The 21680-nt window shown below is 35.5% G+C and carries 19 protein-coding genes; 5 read left to right on the top strand and 14 right to left on the bottom strand.

The genetic code is table 11. From position 1 onward, the window contains the following. Positions 1–22 precede the first annotated feature (22 nt). The 11 genes from ACEN31_RS03435 to ACEN31_RS03485 all read right to left on the bottom strand — a co-directional run bounded on the left by ACEN31_RS03435 (position 23) and on the right by ACEN31_RS03485 (position 11512). Positions 23–1096 (bottom strand): glycosyltransferase, encoded by a 1074-nt coding sequence (locus tag ACEN31_RS03435; protein WP_407108633.1) that lies wholly within the window; start codon positions 1094–1096, stop codon positions 23–25. A 59-nt stretch (positions 1097–1155) separates the two neighbouring features. Then, positions 1156–2244, bottom strand: coding sequence for an EpsG family protein (locus ACEN31_RS03440; RefSeq protein ID WP_407108634.1), 1089 nt, complete (start codon positions 2242–2244; stop codon positions 1156–1158). Positions 2245–2472: 228 nt separating this feature from the next. After that, positions 2473–3495, bottom strand: a complete 1023-nt coding sequence (locus ACEN31_RS03445) for a glycosyltransferase (RefSeq protein WP_407108635.1) — start codon at positions 3493–3495, stop codon at positions 2473–2475. Then, positions 3496–4602 (bottom strand): glycosyltransferase family 1 protein, encoded by a 1107-nt coding sequence (locus tag ACEN31_RS03450; RefSeq protein ID WP_407108636.1) that lies wholly within the window; start codon positions 4600–4602, stop codon positions 3496–3498. A gap of 38 nt (positions 4603–4640) precedes the next feature. Continuing rightward, positions 4641–5786, bottom strand: coding sequence for a glycosyltransferase family 4 protein (locus tag ACEN31_RS03455; protein WP_407108637.1), 1146 nt, complete (start codon positions 5784–5786; stop codon positions 4641–4643). Positions 5787–5900: 114 nt separating this feature from the next. Further along, positions 5901–6512, bottom strand: a complete 612-nt coding sequence (locus ACEN31_RS03460; RefSeq protein ID WP_407108638.1) for a sugar transferase — start codon at positions 6510–6512, stop codon at positions 5901–5903. 15 nt (positions 6513–6527) lie between these two features. Then, on the bottom strand, positions 6528–7304 hold the full coding sequence (locus ACEN31_RS03465; RefSeq protein ID WP_407108639.1) for a tyrosine-protein phosphatase: 777 nt from the start codon (positions 7302–7304) through the stop codon (positions 6528–6530). Continuing rightward, a complete protein-coding gene (locus tag ACEN31_RS03470) occupies positions 7301–8035 on the bottom strand; it encodes a CpsD/CapB family tyrosine-protein kinase (RefSeq protein WP_407108640.1) in 735 nt (244 codons plus the stop codon). The genes ACEN31_RS03465 and ACEN31_RS03470 overlap by 4 nt, the downstream gene beginning before the upstream one ends. A 2-nt stretch (positions 8036–8037) precedes the next feature. Further along, a complete protein-coding gene (locus ACEN31_RS03475; RefSeq protein WP_407108641.1) occupies positions 8038–8775 on the bottom strand; it encodes a YveK family protein in 738 nt (245 codons plus the stop codon). Positions 8776–8796: 21 nt separating this feature from the next. Next, entirely contained in the window at positions 8797–10602 is a 1806-nt protein-coding gene (locus ACEN31_RS03480) for a polysaccharide biosynthesis protein (protein WP_407108648.1), read from the bottom strand. Positions 10603–10693: 91 nt separating this feature from the next. Continuing rightward, positions 10694–11512 carry an LCP family protein gene (locus ACEN31_RS03485; protein ID WP_407108642.1) on the bottom strand — a complete coding sequence of 273 codons (819 nt, stop codon included), beginning with the start codon at positions 11510–11512 and terminating at the stop codon, positions 10694–10696. Positions 11513–13329: 1817 nt separating this feature from the next. Here ACEN31_RS03485 and sufC point away from each other — a divergent pair. The 5 genes from sufC to sufB are packed head-to-tail and all read left to right on the top strand — an operon-like array spanning position 13330 to position 18601. After that, positions 13330–14100 (top strand): Fe-S cluster assembly ATPase SufC, encoded by a 771-nt coding sequence (gene sufC / locus ACEN31_RS03490; protein WP_407094076.1) that lies wholly within the window; start codon positions 13330–13332, stop codon positions 14098–14100. Between the two features lie 45 nt (positions 14101–14145). After that, a complete protein-coding gene (sufD, locus tag ACEN31_RS03495; protein ID WP_407108649.1) occupies positions 14146–15414 on the top strand; it encodes a Fe-S cluster assembly protein SufD in 1269 nt (422 codons plus the stop codon). A 35-nt stretch (positions 15415–15449) separates the two neighbouring features. Next, positions 15450–16721 (top strand): aminotransferase class V-fold PLP-dependent enzyme, encoded by a 1272-nt coding sequence (locus ACEN31_RS03500; RefSeq protein ID WP_407101714.1) that lies wholly within the window; start codon positions 15450–15452, stop codon positions 16719–16721. Then, positions 16708–17202, top strand: coding sequence for a Fe-S cluster assembly sulfur transfer protein SufU (sufU, locus tag ACEN31_RS03505; RefSeq protein WP_407089700.1), 495 nt, complete (start codon positions 16708–16710; stop codon positions 17200–17202). The genes ACEN31_RS03500 and sufU overlap by 14 nt, the downstream gene beginning before the upstream one ends. A gap of 4 nt (positions 17203–17206) precedes the next feature. Next, complete coding sequence (gene sufB / locus ACEN31_RS03510) at positions 17207–18601, top strand: Fe-S cluster assembly protein SufB (protein WP_407108643.1); 1395 nt, start codon at positions 17207–17209, stop codon at positions 18599–18601. Positions 18602–18913: 312 nt separating this feature from the next. On the opposite strand, the gene ACEN31_RS03515 is transcribed toward sufB, so the two are convergent. The 3 genes from ACEN31_RS03515 to ACEN31_RS03525 all read right to left on the bottom strand — a co-directional run bounded on the left by ACEN31_RS03515 (position 18914) and on the right by ACEN31_RS03525 (position 21129). Continuing rightward, the gene (locus tag ACEN31_RS03515; protein ID WP_407108644.1) at positions 18914–19126 is read right to left on the bottom strand and encodes a hypothetical protein; all 213 of its coding nucleotides are present in this window, start codon (positions 19124–19126) and stop codon (positions 18914–18916) included. Positions 19127–19147: 21 nt separating this feature from the next. Next, positions 19148–19411, bottom strand: a complete 264-nt coding sequence (locus tag ACEN31_RS03520) for a nuclease-related domain-containing protein (protein ID WP_407108645.1) — start codon at positions 19409–19411, stop codon at positions 19148–19150. 263 nt (positions 19412–19674) lie between these two features. Continuing rightward, positions 19675–21129, bottom strand: a complete 1455-nt coding sequence (locus tag ACEN31_RS03525; RefSeq protein WP_407108646.1) for a hypothetical protein — start codon at positions 21127–21129, stop codon at positions 19675–19677. Positions 21130–21680 lie beyond the last annotated feature (551 nt).

Genomic DNA, 21680 nt, shown 5'->3' on the forward strand with positions numbered 1-21680 from the left:
TCATAGTCTTAAATGTGAATTTCTATGACAACAAATAAAGCTTTGAAATTTGGTCAATCATATTTTTAGTTTGATATTTCCTAATTTTTTTATTTTTGTAATCTCTATTAAAATTTTTAATTCGCAGAATCTCTTCAACCCATACTTCAGTATTTTCATGATTCGAAATTTTTTTAGTATACTTTGATATTATTGCTTCTTCTGGTATTACATCCGATATTACACAGGGTAAATTTGCAGCTTGTGCTTCTACTAATGAAATTCCCAATCCTTCAAACTTTGAAGGAAACAGAAATACATCCATTGCCATCAGATATTTTTCAACGGAATCTTTTTTCCCTACGAAAATTATGTCAGTAAATATTTTTAATTGTTTTGCTCTATTAATTATAGCTTCTTTCTCTGGGCCATCCCCAACTAATAAAAGTTTTGCTGCTTTATTTTTTTCTTTGACTTTAGCAAAAATTTCAAGAATAAACAGATGATTCTTTGCAGTACTAAAAGATCCGGTATGACCTAATACAAAGTTATCTACTAATCCTAACTCTTTCCTTGTATCATTTCTTAATCTTTGATCAAAACAATATTTTTCAATTTCAATAGAATTAACAATAACTTGTCCATCTTTTTTAAATTTTTTTTCTCCAAAAAGATATTTACCAGCATTATAACTACAAGCAACAGTATCAGTTGCATGTAAATTTATAAGCATTCTGGAAAATTTATTATAAACTTTCTTTAATTTAGTTTTTTCCTCGTGGCTCCTATCACTATGTGAATGAACAATCCTAATTGGCACTTTATTATGATGAGCTAATTTGATTACCATACCACTATTAAATAGCACATGACTATGAATTATATCGAATGGCCCTATCTGTTTAATAATACTATTGATATTTTTCAAGTATTCTAAATAATTATTTTGTGGATGATCTAAATGAATTACTTTTGCTCCTTGCTCTACTATTCTACTCTCTAAGTCTCCCACTTCATTACCAAAAACAACAAAAGTAAATTCATTATCGTGACTTTTTATATTTTCGAAATAGCTAACTGCTATTTTCTCTAGCCCTCCATAATTCAGCGATCCCACAATCTGAAGTATTTTTTTAATTGAACTCTCCCCCTAACAATACAATTAAATAGCTCACGTTAATTCCAAAAGAAATAATATGGTAGAGCATTAACATTTCCCATTTTTATAGCATTTAAGTAAAATAAAATTATTGATATTATAATACAAAATGAAAGAATAATTTTTACAATTTTTTCGATATTATTATTAAAAATTGAATAATTACTGCCATTTAAAGTTAAGACTCTTGGGATATAAACAATAATTATAATTAAAAAGTAATAGTTTAATCTCGTAAACGAATATGCATATGAACTTAAAACTTGAATAAAAATCGAAATAATTACTATGTTAATTGACCCTGATAAGAATCTATCATTCTTATTTCTCATCGGAGACTCAAATGTTAAACCCATTACTACTATTACTATCAAGAACAATGCTAATGTACTAAAACCTGAATGTGAAGAATACCAAGTTTCAAACGAATCGTAATATATAAAATTAAAGATTCTACCTATAAAAGCTCGTGAATTATAAAAAAACACAAAAAAAGGGATCAGAAAAAATATATGTGATTGTTTCAAACGGAAATTATATATAAAATAAACTGGCAAAAATATAATAGCAGTACTATGGAAACTACTAGCCAAAAGTGTTGTTACAATGAACTTCCCTGGTTTTTTCTCTATCGCAAAATGATACGAGCTCATAATTAATGCCAAAGCTAACGTTTGTCTAACTCCACTAAAAGTGAAATCATATAATTCTAATGTTATAAATAAGAGTAAAGAAAAGTAATAATTTGTCGAGTACCTTTTTAAAAAAACATAGAATGACATAAAAAAAATTAACGACACAATCACAACTAATAATTGAAAATTTCCAAATAAATTATATATTATCCACTGTAAAGCTTTATAACCTATTTCTTGATCATAATGCATAAATGATTTAATGTCTCTTATCTGACCAACGTAATTAAAGAATCGATTATAACGTTCCATGTCAGTCCCTATCAAAGGATATCTCAAAGCATTTATTAACGCTAATGAACTTACACTTATAATTAACTGAATATTTCTTGTTTCTTTATATTTTGAAAAAATAGTATTAAAAAATGCTACAATCGTTAAAAAAATTAAATTTTGTTCTAAGATATTCATCAATGTTCTCCTTTTATTTTTAGTTAATGATTTGGCTAATTACCATTTTAATTCAATGATTGAATATATTAGATAAATTAAAATCTTGATTTTTGTCTCTAAAACCTTAAAAAAGTAACAGTAGATTTGTTTTTTATAGTTTTATTGATGATATATATTATATTTTTTTCTTTAATATTGTAATTGTCTCATAGTTTTCAAGGTTTTTTTAAACAAAAATATTTTAACTCAAAAAACATTATAAAAAGCTGATAGCAGTAGCAACAAGCTTTTCTTTTTTTGTTTGATGAAATGAAAAACTATTTTCTTGGATATACTAAAGTATTTCGGCGAAATTTTATATAATGAATCTAATGTTTTTTTATCATTAATTATTTCATTAATATTATTTAATCGATTATGGTAATTATCTCTAGTAACATTCCTTCCTTCATTTCTGATTGCTGAAATTACACTTTTAATTATTTGGTAATCTAATTGTACAGAAAAATCGTAATCTAACCCTTCTGTCATTTGAATAAAGCATGTATTAATTACCTTTGACTGTTTCCAGCAGTTTTCAATATAAGAATTCGTTTTAGATTTATTATTATATCTATAGATATATAATTTTTCATTTGGAATATAGTAAAAACTATTACATTTTAACAGAGCATTAGTAGAAAATACTACATCCTGAGCAAATTTTAGTTTTGGATTAAATTTAATGCTATTCTTTTTTAATAAATCTTTTGAATATATTTTAGTCCATAAATTATTTGGGAAATAGTTATTTAATTCAGAATTTCCAATAATTGTTGGGTAGAAATCATTCACAAACTTTTCTTTATCATAATATCCTTCAGAAAATTTAGTTTCTTCAGGTATTTTGTCACCATTTGATGTAATATGTTCAAAACTACAACTAACAATTTCACTTTTTTTGTCAGATGCAACCTTATACAATATTTCAAACATATCCTTTTTAATTAGATCATCCGAATCAACAAAACCGATAAACTCACCGGTAGCTAATTCTAATCCATAATTTCGGGCTACTGCTGAGCCTGAGTTTTCTATTGTTATAAACCTAATACGTTTATCAGTCCTTGCCTTCTTCGATATGATATCTAAAGTACTGTCGGTTGAGCCATCATTAATAATTATCAGTTCTAATTCTTTTAATGTTTGCTTCAATACCGAGTCGATACTTTCCTCTATGAATTGTTCAGAATTATAAGCAGGCATAATTATACTTATTTTTGTACCCAATTATTTGTCACTCTTTTCTATACAACTTAAATAATAATTTTCTAATTGTTTAACAGTGGTTTCGATATTATAACCGCTTTTAGTAAGTTTTTCATTTATATCACTTTTCAATGTTTTATTTGAAAAATTTATTAATTCATTAGCCCACTCTTCTGGTGTATTTGCGAGTGGCATCACATTAACATTATCCAAGATTATTACTTCTGGAGGAATTGAATCTGAAATTAACGAATTCAATCCAGAGGCTTGAGCTTCTACTAATACTACTCCTAAACCCTCAAATAGAGATGGAAATAGTAATATATCAAACGCACATAAAAAATTATTGATATCTGATCGTATTCCTGTAAAAATAACATTATCTTGGATCTTATATTTTTTAACTTTTTCTTTAATTTTGTTTTCTAATTTTCCATTTCCTACTAAAATCAACTTAGATTTAGGTTTTTGTTTTAGAACTTCCCTGAAAATATCAACTATAAAATCATGATTTTTTGCTTCTACGAACCTACCTACATGCCCTACAACTAATTCGTCTTCAGCAATACTGAATTCTTTTCTTATTTCTTTGTTGTAATTTGAATTATAACTAAATTGATTTAAATCAATTCCGTTTTTTACAAGTTCATATTTATTTTTACCAAACATCCATTGACCTGCTTCATTGCTACACGAATATAACTTAGTAGTAAGTTTATTTATATAAAATGAATTTATTTTATGGATAGGCAAATAATACATAGATGCTGGTTGAGTACTATGACTATGCATAATTACAGATGGTATTTTATTTTTTTTTCCGATAATAACAGGTACCAGATATAATAGTGAGTTTGCATGTACGTGTATAATTTGATAGTTATTATCCATAATTACAGATTGAGTTTCCAAATAATTTTTTATGATTCTTTTTGGAAACTCCGACACTACATAAACTTTGCCTCCTAACTCTGATATTTCTTTTTCATAAAGATTTGTATTTCTGCGTATTAAGAAATCAAACTGAATTTTTGATTTGTTTATTTTTCTATACACATTCATTATAAATGATTCGACGCCTCCTTTTGAGAGACTGTCTATAACGTGTAAAACTCTAATTGGTTCCATTTTTTCACCGCTTTTTTCTTTGTTATAAATCATATTAGCTAAATCGACTGTTTATAAATTTCTCTCATTACTTTATTGACGTTATTGCTACTAAATTTCTCAACTATCTTTTTGTTATTTTTTCCCATGAATTCTCTTATATGATAATCAGAGTATAGTCTACTGATTCCGTTAGCAAAACCATCTGTATCTTTTGGGTCGTAACTATAACCAGTAGATCCATTTATAGAATAATCATTTATTCCATGTACATTCGATGTTAAAATTGGCAACCCACTAGCCATTGCTTCTATTGCTGCTATCCCTAACCCTTCTCTTTTGGATGGAAATGCAAAGACATCTGCAATTTTATAAATTTCTTGAACATCGTCTCTAAAACCTAAAAAGTGAATTTTTTTTGAGACTTTTAATTCCTGGCTTAGCTTCATCAATTTATTTTCAAGTGGTCCCTTACCACAAATAACATAATGTATATTGTCATTCATTAAGTTGGCTAATGCTCTAATTATAACCTCATGATTTTTGTTTTTATTAACTTCTCCTACTGATAATATAATAAATGATGATTCTGGTAAACCTAATCCTATTTTTTTTTCAATTTTATTAACAGCAACAGAACGAATTTTTTCTAAATCCACACCAATACCAGGGATATACAAAATTTTTCCACTATTGAAATGCATAGCTCGTTTATAATCTTCCTTATTTATTGTAATTAATGTATCCGTATATTTTGCTAAATATCTTTCTATTGGATAATATATAAACCAGTTTATAAGTGCTGCCCCTTTAAAGAAATGAAATCCATGAGCAGTATAAACAATATGCCCTAATTTACGACGACTATTTGCCACGGCAAGTCGAGTAAGTACTCCTCCTATCGGTGACTGACAATGAATTAAGTCATAATCTCCATTTTTTAATAATTTCTTTATTCTTTTATATACTTTAAGATTATTACTATTAAGAGGAGCCCTAGAAAACTCTAAATTTATAACTTTTACATTTTTCTTTTTAAATAAATCCTGTAATTTTAATGATTTTTCTAACGGTATATTTCCGGGTTCAAGAAAATTAGTAGCTACTGTCACTTCATATTCTAAATTTTGTAATTCTCTAATATTGTTCATGTTGAACTGCTCTATCATAGATGCTACAGAGGTCAGTATTAATGCTTTTTTCACTTTTAAGATCCACCTTGTATACTTTTTGCTTTATTATTTATCAAATAATCCTAAATCACTTATTTTTAATAATTGGCTAGTACTTTAATCATTCGTATCCAGCTTTTTATCATCCTATTTTTTTCTAGCTTTCTCAACATTTCCAGTTCCACCTTCAACAACGCCATCACTCTTAAGAACACTCATAATAGTCCCAATGGTACATTTTATGTCAAAAACAAAACTCATCCGTTCCACATAATCTCCATCAAGCTTAGCTTTGATTGGAATAGGAAGCTCGTCCCGCCCATTAATCTGAGCCCAGCCTGATAGTCCTGGTAGCACACTATTAGCACCATACTTATCTCGTTCATCTGCTAAGTCATCTTGGTTCCAAAGAGCTGGTCTCGGACCAATAATGGCCATCTCACCCTTTATTATATTAATGAGTTGTGGTAATTCATCGAGACTTGTTTTACGTAAAAAATGTCCCGACCTTGTAATAAACGATGCTGGATCATTCAGCATATGCGTGGGTGTATCTCTAGGTGTATCTGAACGCATCGTTCTAAACTTATAAATTTGAAAGAATGTACGATTTTTCCCAATACGTTTTTGCTTAAAGAATACGGGGCCAGGAGAATCTATTTTGATCCATATTGCTAACACTAAAAAGATTGGACTTAGTATGATAATTGCTATTAATGATAAGATAAAATCAATCATTCTCTTTATGATAATATACATCGCTTACTCCTTATTCTAGAATAACCCAAACCACTTCTTACGTGGTTTCTTTGGTTGAATTGGTTTCTTTATATTCAAACGATCTCCATTAAAGATATCAAATGCATTGTCTTTAAAGTATTGGACAGCTTCTTGTCCGTATTCTTTCTCTAATCGCTCAAAAGCAACTTGAACATTCATTGGCCGGTGCTTCATATGATGAACATCTGAAGCTAATATGTGAGCTAGATTATGTTGAATCATTTGTTGACTGTTCGCGACGAGTGTCTCACTATAATAGCCCGAATAACTTGATGTTGTAATTTGCGATAAACATCCCATCTGGACTAGTTCATACAACAGATATAGATTGCTTGATAATTCATGGTTCCTTTCTGGATGCGCAATCACGGGTGTAATCCCATCATCGATTAATTCTTGTAAGACTTGCTTAGCATTGGAAGGTACTCTATCTGAAGGAAACTCAATCAAATAATACTTTCCAACGGCATCTAGCGATAATAACTCCCCATTATACAAATCATCCAGGAACTTGTCGGTTAAACGAATTTCCTGGGAAGCATAGACTTTTAGATTCACGTTAGCTTGGTTGTATGCTTCTTGAAGAGCATTCGCTGCTCCAAGTACATCTGCCTTATAATTAATATACTTACCATTACGGTGATGAGGGGTTAGAACCATATGTTCCACTCCTTCATCAACTGCTTGCCTGGCTAATTCAATTGATTGTTCGATGGTTTGAGCCCCATCATCTACACCAGGTATGAGATGAGAATGTAAGTCGATGATCATGCCTCATCATCCTCTAAACCATACGCGTAATAACCATACCCTTTTCCTTCTTCAAAAGGCACATTACTAATAACAAAGCCTAATATATTTGCTTTAACATTTTCTAAGGCTTGCTTGGCTTCTCTAACTAATTCTTTACGTGCGAAGTTTTGGCGAGCCACTAAGATCACACCATCGACTCTACTCGCAATGATTTGAGCATCCGTCACTGAATTAACAGGCGGTGTATCATAGATAACCATATCAAAGTTATTAGACAATTCTTGCATTAATCTTGCCATTTGAGGTGACCCAATCAATTCAGCAGGGTTGGGTGGCATAGGTCCTGAAGGTAAGAAATATAACCCTAATTCCTTAGACTTTTGAACCACTTGATTAAACTTTAATTCTGGATTCGCTAATAAGGTTGTTACACCTTGTTCATTATTCAACTTAAACGTCCGGTGAACAGTGGGCTTGCGTAGATCGCTATCTACAACCAATACGTTACGCCCAGTTTGTGCCATGGTATAAGCTAAGTTGGCAGAAGTTGTTGATTTTCCTTCCATCGGCATACTTGATATAATCGCAATCGACTTGACTTGATTGCCCACTTGCGCGAACTCAAGGTTTGTACGTAAGGTACGGTATTGTTCCGAAATGATTGACTTCGGTTCATAATACGTAATTAAAGGTGCACCTAAACGCTGTTCTTTTTCAGCTTTTTTCTGCTTGTTTCCAATTCCAAACATCTCTATACTCTCCTTCTTAACGGTGTATTATCTGATTCAATTCTATAACGGTTCTTCTTGACTTGTGCATTGGTCAATTCATTGATCTCTCCTAAACGAATCAGCCCCATGCTGGTTAGGTCATCAACCGACTTCACGCGCGTATCCATTAATTCTTTAACTAACGCAATACCTGCCATAATAATGAAGCCTAAAATCCCCCCAATTAAGGCATACATAATGATACTTGGTGACACCGAATTAGGGTTATAGGATGCTGAGGACATCACATAAATACCAGTCACATCATCACCGTAAAACGCCATTAAGGTATTCTCGAATTCAGTAATGATACTATTCACTATGTTTTGTGCATCGACTGGAGACTCCATTGTCGCAGTGATATAGAAGGCTTGTGAGTTCTGAGATTGAGTGACACTAATGGCATCTCTCAACTCACCAATCGTAAAGTGATTACCCAAACTCTCATTCACTGCTGTTAACACGGCATCTCCTTGAATAATATCCGTATACGTATTAATTAAGTAGACATTCGACTGTAACTCGCTATATTGCATGGCTGTCTCTTGCCCGCTACTTTGATTTACTAATAATTGCGCCTCTGATTCATATTTCCGGTCAACAAACAATAGCATAAAGGCCACTGCTAATGCTGCACCGATAATCGTCATCCCAGCAATTCTTACAAAGTACTTACGAAAAAGATTCCACAAATCTAATAAACTAATTTCTTGTTCCATATATCCTCCACTAACTTAATTTTATTCAGCACTATGATTGGCGAAGTCAATAATCGCCTGTTTTAATTCTCTTGGGTGTAAGTCATTTAGACCTTCAACAAACTCAACGGTTTCTCTGAGTGGTTTGTCCACGACTTTACCGATAAAGATATTCTCATCAATTTGTTCTTCGACAAGTTCGCCGGATGTTAACAACTCTTCATATAACTTCTCACCCGGTCTTATCCCAGCTTCCACAATGGGAATCTCTGATTCCGTATGGCCGCTAAGTAGAATTAACTTGCGCGCTAAGTCTACTATCTTGACTGGCTCTCCCATGTTCAAGATGAATACTTCTCCGCCTTCTGCGTGTGCACCAGCGAATACAACCAGTCGACTTGCTTCTGGTATGGTCATAAAATAACGGGTCATTCTAAAGTCTGTCACTGTGACGGGGCCGCCGGCCGCAATTTGCTTCTCAAAGAGTGGGATGACACTTCCACGGCTCCCTAGCACATTCCCGAACCGAACCGCACAAAAGATCGAGTCACTTTGTTTGTTCATTCCTGTGACGATGAGTTCGGCGACACGTTTTGATGCTCCCATCACATTCGGTGGGCGAACGGCTTTGTCCGTTGAGATCATCACCATCTTACCGACTTTAGCTTGGTCGACGGCTTTAGCTACATTGTAAGACCCTAGTATATTATTCTTTAAGGCTTCTTCTGGGTTCCATTCCATGAGCGGTACATGTTTATGCGCTGCTGCATGATAGACAATATCCACTTCTTCTTCTTTGAATAATTCATAGATTCGCTCATAATCTTGCACATCCGCAATCACTGGAACGTATTCCGTCATCGTATCGAGTTGTTGAAGTTCTTGATAGATCAAGTAGATTGAGTTCTCACCGTGTCCAATGAGTAGGACACGTTTTGGATTAAAGCGACTGATTTGTCGAGTGATTTCTGATCCAATGGATCCACCAGCTCCGGTGATCGCAATGGTCTTGCCTTCAATTTCTTTTCTTAAATGACTTTCATCCAATTGGATTTCTTTTCTTCCTAAGAGGTCACCAATATCTACTTTTTTAGGACCATGATTCATTTGATAAACTCCCGTAATGACATCTTCAACTTTAGGCATCTTATAGGGTTTAATATCATATTTGTTGAGTTCAGTAATGATTCGTTCATAATCTTCGGGCGTTAAACTTGGTATGGCAATAATTGCTCGATCAATGTCGTAGTCTTTCTCAATAGCTTCCAAGTGTGATAGATCACCCGCAACTTTTATACCCGAGATACTTTTACCTTGTTTTTTGGGGTTTTCATCTAGAATCGCCACTACTTCTGTATCTTGTGGATTCCGTATGTGATTCTCTACGAAGAGTGATCCACCGTCACCTGCGCCAATCACAATAATTTGCTTAATATCTTCCGCTTGGGTACGCCGACTTTGATCTTTCAATAGGTAGATATTCTGCCAAAGCACACGTAAACCAATACCGATAATTCCGGCTACAATCCCTGCAAGTACCATGAAGCGTAAAGCAATTATAAAATCGAAAAAGATGGTGATTAAACCACTTAAAGATCCACTCAGTACGAATGCCATGAATAGAGAGAATAAATCTCGTACGCCACTATAGCGATAAATCCGCATATTTAATTTAAACACACGACTGACAATTATATAGATAACAAAAGCTACAATTGTGAAAAGAAAGTACCCTTTTAATCTTGGGCTAATCATATTCCAGTAAAAGATATAGGCGCTCGCTGATCCAATACAAAGACAAATGAAATCTGCGAGTAACCAGACTATTGCTTTTTGAATGTTGTTCATTTTCTCAATCCACTTAACAAATACAGTGGTTGAATTTTGTTTTTCCAATCGGTCACCAACTTTACTATTTTAATTCATTTATTCTCTATTATTAATGTAGTTGTTCTTTTAAAGCTGCTAATGAGTTTTCATCAATGATGTCATAGTAAATACCATCGATCATCTCACCTGTTCCCGTTAATTGATAAGTTTCAATTTCGATATTTGAATTGTAGGTTCGATATAACTCTAATAATTGCGGTAAGGTTAAATTAGTTTCGATGTTATTTGATAAAGCACTGAACATACTAACATAGTTTGGAATCGACTCTACCTCCGTTGCTTTTTGCATCACTGCTTGTACGATTTCACGTTGACGTTCTTGTCTTGCGTAATCACCACCAGATGTATAACGCTCACGCGCATAAGCTAATGCCATATCGCTATCTAATTCGGTTGTTACTCCAGCTACGAAATCATAACCACTTATAGAGAATGATTTCGGTGGTGTGACTTCAATCGTTCCAACCGCATCAATAATTTCTTTTAGACCAGCCATGTTAACTACGACATAGTTTTCAATGTTTGTGTCTAAGAAGTTGTTTACTGTGCTTAAGCTTAATTCTGCGCCACCAAAGGCGTATGCATGATTTATCTTATCCAATCCATATCCTTCAATCTCAACATAGGCATCTCGTGGAATACTTGCAAGAATTCCAGTTTCTTCTTCCTTACTCATATCCATAACCATTATTGTATCTGAACGGCCTTGTTCCACTCTTCCTAAGTCTCCAGTGTCTACTCCCATAAATAACATTGAAAAATGCTCAGAAGATTCTGATGACTCTTCCTGAGCGGATACAAACGGGTTGGGACTTAATGTTGAGGTAACCATTAGTAATATAAGTAAAACATTCCGGGTAAATTTCATCCTTTTTGCTCCTCTTGATTAGATTATCAACACTTCGATATTAAGTTAATATTTAATTTTTTCTAGTTTTGATAATATTTTTTTATAGATTATTTAATTTTACCTTAATTATACGCATAAATCTATAGTATTTAAAGGGGGAAAATCGTTTATATCTCATTGAAAACGATTAATATATATATTTAATTATATATAGTAATGAAATAATTTATTCTATGCGCCTAATGTATCCTTATTATTCACTTAAACTATGATACTACATTTTTCTCTTTTTTCTTAATTAACCCTTAAAATTTACATAAACTTTACAATACTATTGGCTAAAACTATAATAAGTTACTTTATATTACAGTATATTTTGTTGGACTTCGATTAGAAAGCGTTTGTTTATTGATAAGTTTGAGAGGGATTCTATGAGACGTTTATAAAAAGCAAGTAATCTTCACCGCCTTTAATTAATTGGCTTATTGCTGGACCGGGATGGCTGGTAACAATCTCTACCTTAGCTGAACATCTAGACAGTACTGCTCGTATTATAAAGGAAGATATTGCTTTCTTAAGTGGGTCGAAACCTGATCTTGGCTTGATTCATCGCATAAAGGATACCGAATTATGATGGAACAAACAGCAGGTATGCAGGAATATTTTCGTGCGCAGTTTCCTAAGACTCACTAAGCACTTTATGATATATATCATGAGTTTAGACAATTACTGGGTCGGTCTATGGATAAGAATAAGATTGACTTTCGGATCTATATAGATTCATTAATTTGAAGTATTTAATGGTTGATTTGCACGGGAAGTATTATGATGGGCACTACTCTCATGCGCAGATGATTCAGAAGTTGTTATCATTTGAATTGTGAGATTATTTGGCGATTGAGACGTACCAGCACCGGGAGTTGAGTGTTGCGCGCTTGGATTCGAATGAGGCGGAATTATTATTAGTACGTTTAAGTTGACGGTGGTGATTGATCACTACCTGAACTTTAGTGATTTGAGCCGAATTAAGGCAGCGATTCAAATTGTGTTGGAGGAGAAAGCTGAGAAGTATTGGGAGTTTGGTCTTGAATTTTAGGTGGGATGGGCGTTACCTTGGTGGGTGATGCTCTTTTTTTGATGAGATTTTTTGGGGATTTGGCGTTTGCGGGGCGTCGTGAGGTGGCGCGATGGACCGTATTTGCGTTTGAGGAGTGTCGTGAGTCAGGACGATGGACCGCATGTCGATTTGCGGAGTGTCGTGAGTCAGCACGATGAACCGTAAACCAATTTGCGGTACGTCGAGCCGGTGCGCGACGCCCTTTTCTATTGATCAAATCGAAAAAAGTCACCCTGTTGGATGTGTCGCGGTCCAATCGGTGCACGAGAAGATACGGTTGCGACGGTTGCCTTTTTGGACGTATTTTTACACGAACGCTTGTTAATCAAGTAAAGAAACATATTTGTCGCAATGATTATTACAATTCAACATGTTTAAAACGATTTTTTCAAAGTTTGAGGATAGAAATTATTAATTTACTTATATAGTTTATGGTATTGTATTTGCTACTGATGAGTGGAGATACTTTTGATATTTATTTATAGACTGATTTTCTTCTACCCTCCTAATTTGACAAGCTTAGTGCTTAATTTATCTAAACGCTTTCCCAATTCATATAAATTTTAAAGACATGGTAAAAGTAGAGTAGTTTTATAATTTTTTATGTGTTATATTATATAAAATAAAGTTATATGAACGTTTGCCACTCGGCTCATTTAACTAATTTAATAAATAAAGTATGGAGCCATCATTTTTATTGAATAATTGGAGGGTATCAATGAAGACATTAGAAATTAAAAACTTACACGTATCAATTGAAGACAAGGAAATTTTAAAAGGTCTAAACTTAACCATTAACACGGATGAAATCCATGCCATTATGGGACCAAATGGAACGGGTAAATCAACCTTAGCAGCGGCGATCATGGGAAATCCAGCTTATACAGTGACCGAAGGAGAAATCTACTTAGACGGTGAAAATGTATTGGAAATGGAAGTTGATGAACGTGCTCGAGCTGGGCTATTCTTAGCAGTCCAGTACCCAAGCGAGATTCCTGGTGTAACAAATGCCCAGTTTATGAAAGCTGCCATTAATGCCCGCCGCGCTGACGATGACAAAATGAGTGTCATGGAATTTATTAAAAAACTCGATGAAAAGATGGCCATCTTAAACATGCCAGAAGAAATGGCAGAACGTTACTTGAACGAAGGCTTCTCAGGTGGTGAGAAGAAAAGAAACGAAATCTTACAATTAATGATGATTCAACCAGCCTTCGCCATCTTAGACGAAATTGACTCAGGACTTGATATTGATGCCTTAAAAGTTGTTTCACGTGGTGTAAATGAGATGCGTGGCGAAAACTTTGGTGCTTTAATCATTACGCATTATCAACGATTACTAAACTACATTACACCGGATTATGTTCATATTATTATCGATGGAAAAATCGTTAAATCAGGTGGTCCTGAATTAGCCAAACGACTGGAAGATGAGGGTTACCGCGGCATCGTTAAAGAGTTGGGCTTAGATTTTGAATTAAAAGAGTAGGTGAAACCTTTGACACAAATACCATTACATGAACAAAAAAGCTTAATTCCACAATACTCAAACGTTACTCAATCTTTTCAAGACGCACAACAACAAGCCTTAGTCGCTTGGGAAGCACTGCCCTTACCTTTTATAGAGCGTATGAGCTACCCAACGTGGGAATTATTCAGCCAAGTGATTGCAAGTCCAAAAGCCAGTGCCAGTGACTTAGTCACTACTTATAAAAACAACCTAAAGCTTTCGGATGACCAAGAACTGAGTGCCCGCATCGCTCACTGTGGTAATACGACGGATGTTGATTTCGTGCTAGCAGACTTAATGGAGCAAGGTGTAATTATTCAAGACCTCTTCACTGCAATGAATGAATTTCCTGAGTTAGTGGATGCGCATCTATTCAGTGCGATTCCTGCTGCAGAAGATAAAGTTGCTGCCTACCATACAGCCTTTATGAACGGTGGATTATTCATCTATATTCCAAAAAACGTTGAAGTGAACTTGCCGATTGAAGCAGTGTTGCTACAAGACAGTCGTCAAGAACTCGCATTCAATAAGCATATTTTAATTGTAGCGGATACGAATAGTCGCGTTGAATACTTAGAGAAATCAAATACGATCGGCGATAAATCCAATAGTGCCACTTTATTTGTTGAAGTGATTGCTCTCAATGGGGCTAGTGTTAAGTATGTCTCGATGGATTCACTGGGAGCAAACACGACAAGTTTCATTCGCCGCTACGGCTTGACACAACCTGATGCGAATATTTCTTGGGCAGTGGCGGCTATGAATAATGGGGATACAATCTTAGATAGTTATACCGTCTTAGATGGTAACGGCTCATCATCCAACGTTGATGTTATTAGTATCAGTAACCAATCGCAGACACAGACGATTAACACGAAGGTCCTCAATGTTGGTAAGAATACAACTGCCAACATCTTCCAACATGGGGTTATTCTTGACCAAGCGCGTCTAACGTTCAACGGTATCGGCCATATCGTTAAGAATGCTAAGGGCGCAGATGCACAACAGGAAAGCCGTGTAATGATGCTTTCTGATGATGCCCGTGCGGATACAAACCCAATCTTATATATTGATGAGTTTGAAGTCACAGCTGGTCACGCCGCGAGTGTGGGTCAAGTTGATGAAGAGCAACTGTATTACTTAATGAGTCGTGGTTTAAAGCACGAGGAAGCTGAATACTTACTCATCCGAGGATTTTTAGGCCAAGTGATTCAAACAATGCCATCTAATAAAGTAAGACAACAAATGGTCGAGATCATTGATGAGAAACTTAAAACATTAAACCATGATTAATAAATTAACTGTATCAACTATTAGGAGGTGACACCATGACATTCACACCTTTAAGACTCTTCTCTCAAGAGAAAAGTCAGTCTATTCGAGCCCAATTTCCAATCTTAGAACAAAGTGTCAATAATGAACCCTTAATATACTTTGATAATGCAGCTACATCCCAGACACCTCATTCAGTTGTTGAAGCATTAGCCGACTACTACCATCATGATAATGCCAATATTCACCGCGGTGTCCATACTTTAGCCGAGCAAGCCACTCGTGCTTACGAAGGAAGTCGGCAATATATTGCGGACTTCATTGGTGCAAAGGATGCTAGTGAAGTGATCTTCACGAGTGGAACCACCGATGGGATTAATTTTCTTGCTAGAGGGCTTGTTGAAGACCAACTAGAAACCGATGATATTATTTTAACAACACCTCTAGAACATCATTCTAATCTCGTGCCTTGGCAAGAACTTTGTCAACGCAAGGGGGCAAAGTTAGAATATATGGCGCTTAATGAGGATTTTCAAGTTAACCTTTCTGTGTTAAAGAAAAGAAACACAGAAAATATTCGTGCCATCGTGATCCAACATGTATCCAATGTTCTTGGAGTTGAACAACCGATCCAAGCTCTTAGTGAATGGGCACGCGAACACGATATTTTACTGATTGTTGATGGCGCTCAAGCAATCCCTCATCAAGCGATTAACGTGAACGATCTAGGTATTGATGCGTATTGCTTTAGCGGGCATAAAGCTTACGGTCCGACTGGGATTGGTATTTGTTACTTAAATGAAAGACACCACCAACATGCACGGCCCGTTCAATATGGTGGTGAGATGATCCACTTTGTCGGTGATTATGAGAGTAATTATAAAGACTCACCATGGAAGTTTGAAGCCGGCACCCCACCGATTGCACAAGCGATCGCCTTACAAACGGCCTTAGAGTATATTAACCAAATTGGTGTTGAAGCCATTGCTCAACATGAAGCCGCTTTGACCCAACAGTTGTACCAAGGGCTTCAAGAAATTGATGGTATTGAACTTTACCAGAGCCCTGATATCATTGCACGCAATCCTCATGGTATTATTAGTTTCAACTTTACTACTATTCATCCCCATGACGCAGCCTCTGCTTATGATATGGAAGGTATTGCTGTACGAGCTGGACATCATTGCGCCCAAGTATTGATGCGCAACCTTGATGTCGCGGCTACTTTAAGAGCGAGTGTTGGTATGTACAATACTGCCGCTGAAGTTGAACAATTTTTGTTAGTAACAAAGAAAATAAAGGAGTTTTTTGATTATGTCTCTATTTGATCTAACGAGTCTTTACAAAGAAGTCATCATGGACCATTCAAAGAACCCGCGCCATAAAAAACCGATTGCCCATTACACTCATCGTGTTGAATTATTAAACCCGACTTGTGGCGACGCCATTGTTGTTGAATTCACACTGCATAATGACACAATTGAAGAAGTTGGCTTTACCGGCCAAGGTTGTGCCATTAGTATGGCCAGCGCCGATATGATGTGTGACACGTTAAAAAACAAAACAAAGGAGCAAGCGCTTGAGATTATAGAGAACTTTACCCATTTAATAGGTGGAGAACTGAAATCGCAAGCTAAACCTTTAATGGACACGACTCAATTACAAGATGTATTGCAAGATGCCTACTTGTTAGAAGGTATTAAGAAATTTCCTGCACGCTATAAATGTGGCATACTTGCTTGGAGAGCCCTTGAATTAGGCATGAGTCAAATTGCTCAGACAGAAGAAGGAATTATAGAAAGAGAGTGATACAATGAGTGACGTACCAGTTCTCGGCGATTATGAATTTGGTTTCCAAGATAATGCTGAGATTATTTTCTCGACTGGATTGGGATTAAATGAAGAGGTTATCCGAACCATTTCCCAAGAGAAGGATGAACCTGAATGGATGTTAGACTACCGATTAAAAGCTTATGAAATATATAAGAACAAACCCATTCCAGAATGGGGGCCTGATCTATCTGGAATTGACTTTAATGACATCACGTATTACCAAAAAGCAACTAACCGCCCTGTTCGTACTTGGGATGATGTTCCCGATGAGATTAAAAAGACTTTCGAACGGATTGGTATCCCAGAAGCAGAACGTGCTTATTTAGCAGGAGCGACAGTTCAATATGAATCTGAAGCAGTATATACACGTATGAAAAGTGCATATGAGAACTTAGGTATCATCTTTACGGATATGGATTCTGCCTTAAGCGATTATCCTGAATTGGTTAAAGAATACTTTGGTAGTGTTGTCCCTTCAGAAGATAACTTCCAAGCAGCATTAAACAGCTCTGTATGGAGTGGTGGAACCTTTATCTATGTACCAAAAGGGGTACAAACAACTCTTCCACTGCAGACTTACTTCCGAATGAACAATGAAAAGTCTGGACAATTTGAGCGTACATTAATCATCGTAGATGAAGGTGCAAGTATTCATTACGTTGAAGGATGTACTGCCCCAACCTTCTCATATGCCAACTTACATGCTGCCGTTGTTGAAATTGTCGTTAAAAAAGACGCCTATTGTCGTTATTCTACCATTCAAAACTGGTCAGATAATGTCTACAATATTGTGACTAAACGAGGTCACTGTGAAGAAGGCGCAACACTGGAGTGGATTGATGGGAACCTTGGTTCTAATGTCACTATGAAATATCCAAGTGTCTTCTTAAATGGACGTGGTTCTCGCGGAACCGTCTTATCAATTGCTTTCGCTGGTGAGAATCAACATCAACATACAGGGGCTAAAATCTTCCACATGGCTCCAGATACATCGAGTTCAATCGTTTCAAAATCGATTGCCAAAGACGGGGGAAATGTTGATTACCTTGGACAGGTCTACTTTGACAAGAACAGTGACCGTTCAATCTCACATATTGAATGTGACACAATTATTATGGATGAAAAGTCACGTTCTGATACGATTCCATTCAACGAGATCCATAACAGTAATGTGACCTTAGAACACGAAGCGAAAGTCTCAAAAATATCAGAAGAGCAACTCTTCTACTTAATGAGTCGTGGCCTAGATGAGGCAACTGCCACTGAAATGATTATTATGGGCTTTGTTGAACCATTTGCTAAAGAATTACCACTTGAATACGCCGTTGAACTGAACCGTTTAATCGCTTATGAGATGGAAGGATCGGTTGGGTAGAATCATTAACTGCAATATCAAACGCACAAAAAAGCTTGAGCAAAGACAATATAATCTGCTCAAGCTTTTTTTAATTAGATAATATGACTTGTTGAAAAACACCCTATCGAGACTTTATTGATGTGGTATTGAGGTGTCGATTTCCCATTTATTTCCGATTGCTTGGCGGCTCAGGATAATAGGGGTCGCCGCCAGATCGTGGGTCTTCATTTTCTTGGATAGTCATCATTTCCTTAGCGAGTTATCCAATCACTAGCAAAATATTGCCCATCTTTCAAGTCGAATTCATTCGCCATATATAACTTAGCCCCATTATGTACATATTCCTTTAACGTGCCAACGCTTAATATAGATACTTTGCTGATCCGCATCCATAATGTTGACTGTACCTTCCTCGTTGATCAATATTAACTTCGATACCACTGGAACATTGACCCCAATCTTCTGTAAATTTTCTACTAAATTCCCACGCGCTCGCTTCATCTGAATAAAGAAATCATTGCCAATCTCTCTTCCATTGTACATCTACATTCCATTTTCATATACTTAATTCTGAATCAAATTCTTGACCTCAAAATGAAAGTCTTTACGTGACGAGATCAACATAATATCAATCTGCATACGCCCAGCAACCAGCGGAAAGTTCAAATCTGCTAAAACCTCCCAATTTTTGGGAATCTCTGGCAACAGCATCAACAAACATTCGCCCTCACCAATAAAGCCCGTCCGGTAATTCTCCAACCGCCACTCCAAATTTTTTGGTAACTTGTAGCGGTCACTCAAACACTCCAAAAATTGCAGTTTATTCAATATAATCCAGCCTCCCTTTTTAGTCCTATTTATATATACGTAAAAAAGAGAGGATTCCATTAATTTGTTTTTGTAAATTTTGGTTTTTGGACCTCGTGATGATGGACGAGGCCAGTTTTCTCTGATATTCGGCCTCGTATACCCACACGAAGTCACTTTCAGCCATTTTCAGGCCCCTCACCGATTCAGCAACGAATAATATCTTCCAAATAAAAAGGCACAAGCCATATTAGTCATTAATAACATGGCTTGTGCCTTATTTTCTACCAGTTTGCATTATCTAATTCAGCTTGTGTCCAGGGATATGGACTAACAGTAATGGGGTCCATTGTTTCTGGATGTGAAACTGTTACAACATTTGTTGTCAGATGATTTGGATGAGCTTTAACATCCGCATAGAAATAACCATTACTATCCGCTGTTATGGGTGGGATGCCCGTTGAAGCGTAACCGTCTAATTGCATTATATTTACTTCTGCAAAAGGATAAGTATACCCTTCAATATAACTTTGTCCTACGAAATACCGTTCTAACGTTAGATAACCCGATTCATGTGCTAACGCCGTAGGTTGGTACTGTACAATTGGCAATTCTGCTTCATAAACTTGTTGTCCCTGTTCATTTAGGATTGTTATTGTTGGAACTCTCCCCACCGCAGCGTCGGCATCAATTGAAAAATACCCCTCATCATTAGGTGTTGTTTCAATGACAGATAGTACCTCATCATTCATAGTCTGTGTCATAGTGACCACTATGTTATATAATGGGTTGACATAACCTGTGACTAAACCATCTTGTGGAAAGACAGGTTCAATAACTAATTCATCTAATTGAGTAGACAGTAGTTCCCACGTTACAGGTGGTATATCGCCTCGTCGCGAGGATAACATTCGCCAATCTTCAGGAACTGACCAATTACTTTCAGTTAAATCTCCCGGTACTATAGTAGAAGCGCCTCTTTCCTTCGCTGCCAAAGTTTCTAATTCTTCGCGAGTCTCAAGGGTCGCATATTCCTCAAAAACTTCAGGTTGATTATGATTATCCCACTTCAATAAACTAATCCCACCTTGATTATTATAAAAGAAATAAATGATATATTGCCAATCTCGTAACGGTTCAGTAATAATTCGACTATTAATATGAACCAATCTTTCATCCTGACCATTCGATTCTTTGACCGCTAACTCTTTTGTTTCATTGACTTCTGGATGTCCTTCCAAATAAAGAGCATTCTGCCTTGATCGATTAGGGCCCCAATAACTGTAATACATTGAAATTTTGTTATCTTCAATAGTTACATCAAAGTCAGCAAATTCTCGCTCAGTATTATCTACATGATAAAACCTCATATTTTTTGGCAACTTATCAAACTCTACTGCAAAAGGATATATTTTTTCCCTTTCGGCTTCTGTTGTATTCTCTTCAAAATATCTGTTCAAATAATCTGAAACAGTCATACTATGTGCCGTTGAATGTTTCCCATCAATACCATAAAATTGATACCCTTTTTTCTCTCCTGTTGATAAAATATTAGCTTCTTCCTCAGCTAAATAGAGCTCGGCTTCCTCTCTAGTAACTTCCCCATTTATAACCTCCATCAAACTAGAAATAACCCGCTCACGTTGCTCACCTAAGGTCTCTGCATTCACTAGCTGAGCCTGACTAAAAAACATGCTTGAACAAAGCAACAACAGACACAATCTCATTGTTAGTTTCATATCTTTTCTCCTGTACAAAATTTTTAAAAACATATTTTTATTGATGATATAAAAGAACTTTATAATAAGCAAGCTTAGTTAACTTGTTTATTTATTATATTCGATATCCACTAACTTAACCATTTGTTTATTAGCTGTGCTTAAAAATAAATTTGTATATGATGGTATATCGAATATAATCCACAAAAAGGAATCTGTTCATTGGCTTTTAAAATTTAAAGGTAAAGAGGCTGATACAAATATTTTTTTGGGCCTCGTGGTGATGGACTAAGCCAGTTTTGCTTGATATTTGGCCTCTTAAGTCTACACGAAGCCACTTTCCTCTGATATCCGGCCTCGCCAAACCTCACGAAGCCGGATTCCCTCAATATACGGCCTCGTCCCAAAGCTCGAGGCCATTTCTCACCTTACATGACAAAAAAACTGTCAAGTCCATAATCTTGTGTAAAAGTCTCAATGTAGTTATATCATCTGGTCATCATGCACATTACACTTGTAAGAATGTCCGAGCGTTATTTTCCCAATTTTCGTGGAAATCAATTAATATCGAA

The organism is Ruoffia sp. FAM 26255, from assembly GCF_045528525.1.
In the GTDB taxonomy this organism is placed as follows: Bacteria; Bacillota; Bacilli; order Lactobacillales; family Aerococcaceae; genus Ruoffia; species Ruoffia tabacinasalis.

Coding starts and splice junctions, on each gene's coding strand:
- ACEN31_RS03440 (WP_407108634.1), bottom strand. CDS start 2,244: ATGAATATCTTAGAACAAAATTTAATTTTTTTAACGATTGTAGCATTT.
- ACEN31_RS03450 (WP_407108636.1), bottom strand. CDS start 4,602: ATGGAACCAATTAGAGTTTTACACGTTATAGACAGTCTCTCAAAAGGA.
- ACEN31_RS03460 (WP_407108638.1), bottom strand. CDS start 6,512: ATGTATATTATCATAAAGAGAATGATTGATTTTATCTTATCATTAATA.
- ACEN31_RS03465 (WP_407108639.1), bottom strand. CDS start 7,304: ATGATCATCGACTTACATTCTCATCTCATACCTGGTGTAGATGATGGG.
- ACEN31_RS03470 (WP_407108640.1), bottom strand. CDS start 8,035: ATGTTTGGAATTGGAAACAAGCAGAAAAAAGCTGAAAAAGAACAGCGT.
- ACEN31_RS03475 (WP_407108641.1), bottom strand. CDS start 8,775: ATGGAACAAGAAATTAGTTTATTAGATTTGTGGAATCTTTTTCGTAAG.
- ACEN31_RS03480 (WP_407108648.1), bottom strand. CDS start 10,602: ATGAACAACATTCAAAAAGCAATAGTCTGGTTACTCGCAGATTTCATT.
- ACEN31_RS03485 (WP_407108642.1), bottom strand. CDS start 11,512: ATGAAATTTACCCGGAATGTTTTACTTATATTACTAATGGTTACCTCA.
- sufC (WP_407094076.1), top strand. CDS start 13,330: ATGAAGACATTAGAAATTAAAAACTTACACGTATCAATTGAAGACAAG.
- ACEN31_RS03500 (WP_407101714.1), top strand. CDS start 15,450: ATGACATTCACACCTTTAAGACTCTTCTCTCAAGAGAAAAGTCAGTCT.
- sufU (WP_407089700.1), top strand. CDS start 16,708: ATGTCTCTATTTGATCTAACGAGTCTTTACAAAGAAGTCATCATGGAC.
- sufB (WP_407108643.1), top strand. CDS start 17,207: ATGAGTGACGTACCAGTTCTCGGCGATTATGAATTTGGTTTCCAAGAT.
- ACEN31_RS03515 (WP_407108644.1), bottom strand. CDS start 19,126: ATGTACAATGGAAGAGAGATTGGCAATGATTTCTTTATTCAGATGAAG.
- ACEN31_RS03525 (WP_407108646.1), bottom strand. CDS start 21,129: ATGAAACTAACAATGAGATTGTGTCTGTTGTTGCTTTGTTCAAGCATG.